Genomic DNA, 9,563 nt, shown 5'->3' on the forward strand with positions numbered 1-9,563 from the left:
GAGATGAATCCCCAGTTGTTCCATCGTTTGAGCTTGTTGAACCATTTTCTGGTTGTAAACTATCTTTACCATTTATAGTATTGTTTTCTGTAACATCATCTTTTGGTTTTTCTGTTTCTGGACTTGTGCTAGGTTTACTTGAGTCAGATCCACTTGAAGGTTTATTACTTGGATTAGTTACAGCAGGATTAGTAACTTCTGTACTAGTTGAAGAATTATCAGATCCTGAATTTGTTCCATTACCAGGGGTCGTTGTTTCTTTTCCTGTGTTTGTTTCTGGTTTAGAATTATCGGTTTGGTCTGTACTAGTTGATGGTACGTTAGAATTTGACCCTGATCCATTTTGAGAAGAACCACCACTTGCTCCATCGTTTGAGTTTGTTGAACCATCATTCCCATTTAATGCATCGGTTTGAGTTGATGCATCTTTTTTTATCTTACTATTACTAGTTAAACCAGGATTAATATCTGGTTTGTTTGGTGGATTAAGATCTTTTGTGTTTGTGTTTGTGTTTGTGTTTGGGTCATCATTGATAGAATTTGAACTTAAATTTGATCCATTATTTTGTAATGGATCTGTTTGTGTTGATGCATCCTTTGTTACTAATTGATTATCATCTTTTCTATTTTTATCATTATTCCCGCTAGAATCCGAACCCTCATTTGGATTAGAAACATTAGGTTTTTTATCTAAATCATCATCGATGAAAAAACCGATTGGTTTCTTGATTTTGTTTTCTTTATTCTTATCAATTTTTATACCTTTTATTTCTGTGAAATGTGGCTCTTTTTGTTTGGTGTTTACCCCTATTAACGCAATCGCTGCTATAATAGCGGATTCAACAATACCACTTATAAGACCAGATATAATCGCTCGTTTAGTTCTTAACTTTTTCATAGTTGTAATAACCTATCTGACCATTTTTTTGTATCACTTTGTATTACTCTTCATAATTGATGATCTATATTAAAGTTATTTTGATTATAATGAGATCAGTATTTATCAATGCAAAAAAAAAAAAAAGGAACTTTTTGCCCTTTGTTCCTAATTTTATAAAATTTAAGTGATATAATTATTGCCAATTTTATCAATAAAGTTCGTTAATATTAATTTTTAGTTTGAAAGATAAAAAAATACAACTACAAAATGCAGTTGTAATTTGTTCTAATATTTTATGTCTAAAAATACTTAAAATCAATTGATAATAATGTTTTGTGTAACTCTAATTTAGGAAATTGTTTGCTTAATAATTTTTCAATTACATTGACAAAAACAAATTCTGATGCATGATGCATATCAACAATGTTATATCCTTTTTCGATGGCATCGATTCAATCGTGGTATTTTAAATCTGCAGTAATGAAAACATCCACGTCATGATTAGTAAAAACATAATCCGCAAAATCAACACCAGAACCAGCTACAATTGCAAATTTTTGTGTTCTTTTAAGTTTGAAGTTATCTGTGTAAGTGATCATTGGTGACATGAATTTTTGTTTTAGATAACGACATCAATATTCAAGAGAAACTTCTACTTTTGTCTCTGCTGTGACAACAAACAAGTTGTTAGGGTCTTGTTTGATGTTAATCAATTCTAACATTTTTGCCATTTGTACATTCATACCATCAGCTGCTTTATCAAACGCTGTATGTAAATGAATTAAAGCAATTTTGTTTTCTTTAACTTCATTGATCAACTTTTCATTTATTCAAAATTGATGTTCTTCGGTTTGATCTTCTTTAGTAAAAAGCGGGTGATGTGTAATGATTAAATTAGCATTTAATAGCTTTGCTTCTTTTAATACTTTAGAAGTTAATTCTAAAGCTAAATAAACACCACTTACTTCGTCATCATGGTTATAAAATAAACCATTTTTATCTCACGTTTCACCAAGAGATGGATCGTATTTTTTTGTTAAAAAAGCGAATATTTCACTTACTTTCATTGTAATAAACACTCCCTAATAGTTTCTAATTCATTTTTAAGTTCGTTACTAATTTTAACTTCATTAAGAGTTTGCAAATATTTTAATCGTTCAATTAGGTATCGATGATAAAGTTGATCTCTTGAAGCTAGTAAACCACTACTAATATAATAACCTTTTTCGTCGATACGAACTATATTAACATCTATTTTCTTAGCAAGAATTATAAAATAGTAATGTTTATTCTCAAATAACAACTGTTCTTTAATAATATCAAAGTTATTCTGATACAAATATTTTCTTAATAAATGAACATTAGAATTAGCTTGTAATATCCAATTTTGGTGCAATTTGTGGTTATTGAATTGTTGCATTATTTGAATAATATTACTAGCACCCATTCCAGCAATTGAACAATAATCAAATTCTAAATGATCTAAATTGGTTAACCCGTCATTTAAAATGTTGTTTGTACGATTTAATAAATTATAGCGAGTTAAATTCTTAATCCCATTAGCTAATGGTTGCGGATTGATTTCAATATTTGTAACAAATTTAGCAATGTTATTAAAAAGTAAAAAAACTCCTAACCAAGCGTGATCACTACCAATATCAACAACATGTTCGCATGGTTGTATTAAATTAGCGATGATTTCTAATCGTTTATTTTTCAGTTGCATCAATAAATGACCTTAGCTTAGCAGTTTTTGAAGGGTGTTTTAGTTTACGAATCGCTTTTGATTCTAATTGTCGAGCACGTTCTCTTGTAAAACCGTGCATCTCTCCAACTTCTTCTAATGTGTGTGGTCGTTCATATGGAGGAAGTCCATATCTAGCTTTAATGATCTCTTCTTCTTTTGGTAATAATACCTTTTTGAACATTTCATTAATTTGTTCATTTAAAGCTTTTTTCTCAGCATATTTTTCAGGAGATAAAATTTCATCATCTGAAATAAAATCTGAGAATTGTGATTCTTCATCGTGTCCAATTTGTTTATCTAAAGAAACAGGGTCAACATTTAGCTTTTTAATTTCAATTACTCTTTGAGCTGTAATTTGTTGGTCTTTTTGATCTTTTTTAGCAGCATTCTTGTTTAATAGTTGAGCAATCTCTTCTGCAGTTGGATCTCTTCCTAATTCTTGAATAAGTGTTCGTTCTGCTTTAGTTAGTTTATTAATTGTTTCAACCATATGCACAGGAATTCTTATTTGTCGAGCTTGATCTGCAATTGCTCTTGTAATTGATTGACGAATTCATCAAGTTGCATATGTTGAGAACTTATGCCCTTTACTATGATCAAATTTCTCAATTGCTTTAAGTAATCCTGATGAACCTTCTTGAATTAAATCTTCTAAATCAAGTCCACGGTTTAAATACTTCTTAGCAATTGATGTAACAAGTCGCATATTTGAAGTATAAAGTTGGTTCTTTCCAATTCATGCTAAAGCTTCATCCCCTGAGTTAACCATTTTTGCATACTCAACTTCTTCTTGGAACTTTAGCATTTTTGATTCCCCAAGTAGACCTAAATAAGCTTTAATTCCATCATCAACCTTTTCAGTTGTAGTTGAAGCAAATCCGATTTTAAAAGCACTAATTTCAACAGTGTCATCAATCCCGTACTCATCTTTTTTCCGTTGATTGTTTTTAACAGCATTAGTTCAATTCTCATCTAATTCAATTACTTTGATGTTATATTCATTAAGAACGTCAAAAACTTCTTTTCAGTGTGATTCAGTAAGTGGTAAGTGAGCAAAAGCTGCTTGTAATTTAGCAAAACGAATATCATTACGTACTCGTTTACGCTTAGAAATTTCTAAAATAATGTTAGCTAAAATTTCTTCTGGATCACTTGAATACCCATTTTTTAAGTTTCGACTCTCAAAGATCCCAGCTTCCATTTCAGATAAAGTAAATGAAAAACTGAAATCGTCCTTAAAACTTAAATTAATATTCTTTTTAACATCTTCAATCTGTAGATTTGAATCTAATTTCTTCATATAGACTCCTTGAACACAAGTATCTTTTTATTATATCATAAAACAGTTACTATTAATAGTAACTAAACTAATTCATTACTATCTTCTAAACTTGGTAGTTTTAAATACATTTGTAAATGAAACTTAGCTTGTTTTAAATGCTTAATAGCATAACGGTTTAAAAACTCAGCTTTAGCATATTCATAAGCATTAGCTGCTCATAAATAAGCATAAAAATTAACTAAGAATAAATAAGCATGAACAACATTTTCTTCTAGTTTATATTTTTCAATAAAAAACTGATACATTGGATAATGGTTTTCATAATCAAAATCACGTAAAAAATTAAACACATCTCAGTGTTTTAAATTTAAACTAGCATATTCAAAATCAATCACTTGAAAGATTTTATGTTTCTGATTAATTAAAATGTTGTGGTATGATAAATCATTATGAGCAACTACTAATTTCTTTTCTAATTTAGCTATTGTTAAATAAAGTTGTTTATAGTATGAAGCTAATTCTTTATTAGGAGCATATTTAATAAACTCTAAATAATCAAATGCTTTTAGATCACTAATTGTTTCTTTTTTAAGTTTTTGGAGTTGTGTTATAAAGTTTTTAACACTCATTAAACAAGCTTTATTAGTAGGGAAAGGGAAATCAATTACAATTGCTTTTGTAATTAGATTATGAGTAATTGGATCATAGTAGTATGGATACTTATAAAAATGAGTAAATAGTTCATATTCACTCTTAGTTGATTTTTTGTTTTTAATTCTTACATAATAATGTTCATTACAATGATTAATTAAATAAACATCATTTGTTCAAGCTTCTTTAATCTTTTTGTAAGATTTAAAAGCTTTTGTTTTATCTTCTATAAATAAGTCTAAGATTGGTTTTAGATTGTGATCATTCACTTTTATTTAACATCCTTAAAGAAAGTAATCACTTGATCACTAAATGCTTGTAGTTTTTGTTCATTAACTTCAACACAGTTATGATAAAAGAACTCTTCTTTTTGATTAGCTCTTAGTTTTTTAAGCATTCCATTAACATTGTTTAAAAACTCAGTTGGTAGTCAACCTGTTGCTTTTTCTCCAGTTTTAGAATAGTGTTCTTTATTTGATCCAGTAGTTACTACTTTATAGACATTTTTGTTCTCTAAACTAAATGGGAATGTTCGTCATACTTCAGCAAAATAACGAGATAAAGATCAAGGAATGTTATATCAGTTCATTGTAAACAATAAAATGATGTTATCAAAACCTAAAATATACTCTTGTTCTTTAGCTACATCAAATGGTTTAGATGCATCAATAAAAACACATTCAAAGTCTGTGTGTTTTTGAAAAGATTGAAAAAGATGTTTAGTATGAATTGATTCTTGGGGACAAATTCGTGCATATAAAACAACAGTTTTTGCCATATTGATTACCTATTTTAACTTTCTTTTATTTTTTGTTTTTTATTATAGATGGTTTGTAGTTGATCTTTAAGATCATTAATAATTGATTTAGGAATAATTAAAGCTAATTGTTCATCAGATGCATTTAAGATTGCTTGCACACTGCCATAGTTTTTTAATAAAAGTGCTTTTCTTTTTGATCCAATTCCTTTGATTTGATCAAGTAAAGAACTAAATGCTGATTTAGTATGTTTGCTTCTAAAAAAAGAAATTGCATAATTATGGACATCATCTTGCATTTTTGCTAAAAACTTATAAAGTGGATCTTTTTTATCATCAAAAATGATTTCAGTTAAATCAGCTAAAACTAAAGCATTAGTTTGGTGTTTTAAATTTTTCTTTAATCCAATAATTGGAATTTTAATCTCTAATTCTTCTAATGCTTTAGTAGCTGCACTTACTTGTAACTCTCCCCCATCAACAACTATTAGATTAGGGAGTTTAGTTTCATTTTTAAGAACATTACTATATCTTCTTTTTATCACTTCATACATAAAGTGATAATCACTAGCTTTAGTTCTGGTTATTAAGTTGTATTTACGATTAAGTTTAGGATTATATAGTCCATATTCATAACCAATCATCCCTGCAACTGGAAATTGTAAATTAATGTTTGAATTATCAAAACATTCAATTAAGTCTAAATTATCTACTTTACAAATCTTAGCTAAACTAGCTAATGCAATTGCATGATTAGTTTGCTTTTGAATAAAAGCATTAATATTAACTCGATAATGATCAATTGCATTTTGAATACATAGTTGCATAATTGCTTTTTCTTGTTTGCTTTTAGGTTTTTTAAATTTAGCATTAAGTGCAACACTTAATGCATCAAGTTCAGTTTGATCTAATAATACTAAGATTTGACTACAAACTTTCTGGGTTTGGTAGTATTGTAAAATATATGAACTTAAGGTTTGATATCATTGTTGTTGATCAATTTCAAAAGTAGCAACGTGTTTGTTTAATAATTTACCTTCAATGTAATTAAAAATAATGATAACAACATAATGGTTATGTCAATAATAAGCAATTACATCAAAACTATTATTACTTTCAAGTTGTACTAATCCATCAACAAATAATGTTGATAATGATTTTTGTTGTTGCTTATATTTAGTAGAATTTTCAAAATCAAGTCGATCTACTGCTTCAAGTTCTTTGTATTCTAAATACTTAAGAATTGCATCAATGTTCCCTTTAAAAACTTCAGATATCCGTTTTTTAAGTTGTTCATAATCCTTATTGTAAAGATTATGTTTACAAAAGCCAAAGCATTGGTTAAATTGATTAAATAAACATCTTGATGGGGGAATGTTTTTGTTTTCTCGAAAACCAAAGACTTCACACATAATCTGATAAAACTCATATTTACTATGTTTTAAATCAGCAATTGGTCCAAAATAAGTTCCTTTTTTAAGATCATAGTTATGGGTATAAACTAAATCAATTGGTTGTTTATTAGTTAATAATAAATAAGGATAGTTAGTTCCGTCTTTAAGTAAGATGTTGTATTTAGGTCGATGTTTTTTAATTAAGTTATTTTCTAAAATTAATGCTTCGTTTGGATTTGATACAATAACTCATTCAACATCATCTATGTTTTGAACTAATTTCGTTGTTTTTAAATCTTTAGGACCTATAAAATAAGAATTAGTTCTTTTAAATAAGTTTTTAGCTTTACCAACATAGATGATGTTCTTATAAGCATCTTTTCAAAGATAACACCCTGGTTCATTAGGGATTTGTTTTAGTTTATTAATTAATGATTGATTAGTATTATTCATCACTTAAAGCAATTTTAAATAATTGTTTAATATTAGCTTCATTATAAACAATTTCATATAAATAACTAAACAATGGGGCTTTGATATTATGTTGTTGAATTAATTCATAAATTGTTTTAATGTTGCTATATCCTTCAACTGTTCCTTTGTTGTTCATTATAGTTGCTTGTGCTCCATTTGTAGCAATTTTTGTTCCAAAGTTAAAGTTTCTAGATTTAATATCTGTACAAGTTAAAATAATATCCCCTCAACCAAAGTACTCATCTACATCAACATCAGTTTTAAGAATGGTTTTAAGAATGGTTTTAATTTCTTTTACTCCTTTAACTAAAAAAGCTGAGATAGGATTAGTTGATAAATAGGTTTGATAAATGATTCCAGATCCAATTGCTAAAGCATTTTTAAGACATGAGATGTAATTAGCTTCATTAAGTTTGTCTGAAATAATAGCAAAGAACCAATCATTTTGAAATAATGCTTTAACATCTTCTAAAACAGATCGATCACACCCAACAATATTAACTGCAGTTGGTATTAAAGAGAAGACTTCAAGAGCAAATGAAGGTCCACATAAAGTACTAACCCCTTTAACATTTAAATTAGTTTTAATTGTTTCATATCAAGAACACATATTATTTGAATCTAATCCTTTAGATGTGTTCACAATAATTGTATTTTCTAAATTATAAGCTTGTAATTTAGCTAAGGTTTCAGCGATAGCAACTGAAGGGATTGCTAAAATAATAAAATCATAAGTTTGATTATTTAATGCTTGATCAAAATCATTATAAACAGCAGTTAGTTGTCTAACTAATTTAAGTTCACGAAAATAAAGGTGGTTTGTTCCTTCGTATCGAAGTGATTGTAATTCCTTTTCATTAATTCCATAAATTGAAACATCATGTTTGTTATAAACTAACACTTGAGCAAGTGCAGAACCAAATGCTCCAGATCCAATAATTAAGACATTACTTTTCATAACTAATTCGCTCCTTTTTATTCTTATCTTGTCAATATAAAGTAATAGGAACTGAATCAAATCCAAATGCTTTTCGAATTTCGTTTTCAATATATCGAGCATATGAAAAGTGTAAGTATTTAGGATTATTACACTTAAGAACAAAAGTCGGAATCTGAGAAGGTACTTGAGTACAGTAACTAATACTAATTCGTCCACCTTTAAATGGTGGTGGATCAACAAATGTATTGGCTTTAATCACAACTTCATTTAACATTGAAGTTGATACTTTCTTAGTTGCTTGTAAACGAACTTTTTCTATTGTTTCAAAAATAGTATGAATTCGTTTATTATCAAGAGCTGAGACAAAAACAATTGGTGCTCAAGCTAAATATTTAAATTGAGAACGAATTTGTTTGCTAAAAGCACTCATACTGTGTGTTGTTTTATTAGCTACAGCATCTCATTTATTAACAACAATAATGGTTGGAATATTAGCTTTATGAGCTAATCCACCAACAACTTCATCTTGTTCTTTAAAAGGTTCAGATGCATCAATTACAAATAAAATTAATTGTGCTCTTTCAATTGCTTTTTGAGTTCTTAAAACAGCATACTTTTCAACTGCTTCAACAACTTTTCCTTTTCTTCGTATCCCTGCTGTATCAATGATTGTAAATAGTTCATTATTGTATTTAAAATCATTATCAATACTGTCTCGTGTTGATCCAGCATTCGCATTTACAATCATTCGATTATCATTTAAGATTGTATTAGTTAATGAAGATTTACCAACATTAGGTCGTCCAATGATACAGAATTTAAAACGATCTTTTTGATCGTTTGGATCAACTGGTGCTAAACCAGCTATTAGATGATCTAATAAATCACCCATTCCGATCCCATGTTCAGCTGAAATACTAAAAGCTTTACCAAACCCTAAAGCATACAACTCTGATTCGTTGTATACAAATTTTTCACTCTCAACCTTATTAATTACTAAAATGACTTGTTTGTTTTTAGCTTGTTCTTTTAGTAATTTTGCAATCATTTTATCATCATTATCAATTCCATCTTTAGCTGATAATAAGAAAATGATTGTATTTGCTTCATGTAATGCAAATAATACTTGTTCGTTTATATTGTCTTGATATGTGTTCTTAGTTGAACTAACGCCCCCTGTATCAATTAATAAAAATTGACGCGTTAATCAAGAACCATAACCATAAATTCGATCTCGCGTTACCCCGGGTTGATCATCTACAATTGATTGTCTTTTTCCTAAGATTCGATTAAATAGTGATGACTTACCAACATTTGGTTTTCCTACTATTGCAATGGTACGCATTCTAGTGCTCCTTTAAAGAAATAAATTTCTTACACCTTAGCTTTATATTATATAAGGTAATTAGAACAACCTATAATAAAAAGTTAAATTTAA

8 protein-coding genes and 1 pseudogene are annotated in these 9,563 nt (G+C 28.2%); all 9 read right to left on the reverse strand.

Annotated features, from left to right (window positions below; translation table 4 throughout):
* Window positions 1-898: pseudogene (locus UDIV_RS03360) on the reverse strand (hypothetical protein); the annotation flags it as partial.
* 281 nt (window positions 899-1,179) lie between these two features.
* A complete protein-coding gene (locus UDIV_RS03365; RefSeq protein WP_038103322.1) occupies window positions 1,180-1,947 on the reverse strand; it encodes a Nif3-like dinuclear metal center hexameric protein in 768 nt (255 codons plus the stop codon).
* The gene (locus tag UDIV_RS03370) at window positions 1,938-2,606 is read right to left on the reverse strand and encodes a tRNA (adenine(22)-N(1))-methyltransferase (RefSeq protein ID WP_038103324.1); all 669 of its coding nucleotides are present in this window, start codon (window positions 2,604-2,606) and stop codon (window positions 1,938-1,940) included. Before UDIV_RS03370 ends, UDIV_RS03365 begins: the two co-directional genes overlap by 10 nt.
* Window positions 2,590-3,927, reverse strand: coding sequence for an RNA polymerase sigma factor (locus UDIV_RS03375; RefSeq protein ID WP_038103326.1), 1,338 nt, complete (start codon window positions 3,925-3,927; stop codon window positions 2,590-2,592). The genes UDIV_RS03370 and UDIV_RS03375 overlap by 17 nt, the downstream gene beginning before the upstream one ends.
* Window positions 3,928-3,989: 62 nt before the next feature.
* Window positions 3,990-4,829, reverse strand: a complete 840-nt coding sequence (locus UDIV_RS03380) for a phosphotransferase (RefSeq protein WP_051749520.1) — start codon at window positions 4,827-4,829, stop codon at window positions 3,990-3,992.
* Window positions 4,830-4,831: 2 nt separating this feature from the next.
* Window positions 4,832-5,338 (reverse strand): NAD(P)H-dependent oxidoreductase, encoded by a 507-nt coding sequence (locus tag UDIV_RS03385; protein ID WP_038103328.1) that lies wholly within the window; start codon window positions 5,336-5,338, stop codon window positions 4,832-4,834.
* Window positions 5,339-5,352: 14 nt separating this feature from the next.
* On the reverse strand, window positions 5,353-7,164 hold the full coding sequence (gene uvrC, locus UDIV_RS03390; RefSeq protein WP_051749521.1) for an excinuclease ABC subunit UvrC: 1,812 nt from the start codon (window positions 7,162-7,164) through the stop codon (window positions 5,353-5,355).
* Window positions 7,157-8,143, reverse strand: coding sequence for an NAD(P)H-dependent glycerol-3-phosphate dehydrogenase (locus UDIV_RS03395; RefSeq protein WP_038103330.1), 987 nt, complete (start codon window positions 8,141-8,143; stop codon window positions 7,157-7,159). Before UDIV_RS03395 ends, uvrC begins: the two co-directional genes overlap by 8 nt.
* Window positions 8,133-9,470 carry a ribosome biogenesis GTPase Der gene (der, locus tag UDIV_RS03400; RefSeq protein ID WP_038103331.1) on the reverse strand — a complete coding sequence of 446 codons (1,338 nt, stop codon included), beginning with the start codon at window positions 9,468-9,470 and terminating at the stop codon, window positions 8,133-8,135. Before der ends, UDIV_RS03395 begins: the two co-directional genes overlap by 11 nt.
* Window positions 9,471-9,563: the final 93 nt, after the last annotated feature.

It is taken from the genome of Ureaplasma diversum NCTC 246 (genome assembly GCF_000731915.1).
Lineage (GTDB): Bacteria > Bacillota_I > Bacilli_A > Mycoplasmatales > Mycoplasmoidaceae > Ureaplasma > Ureaplasma diversum.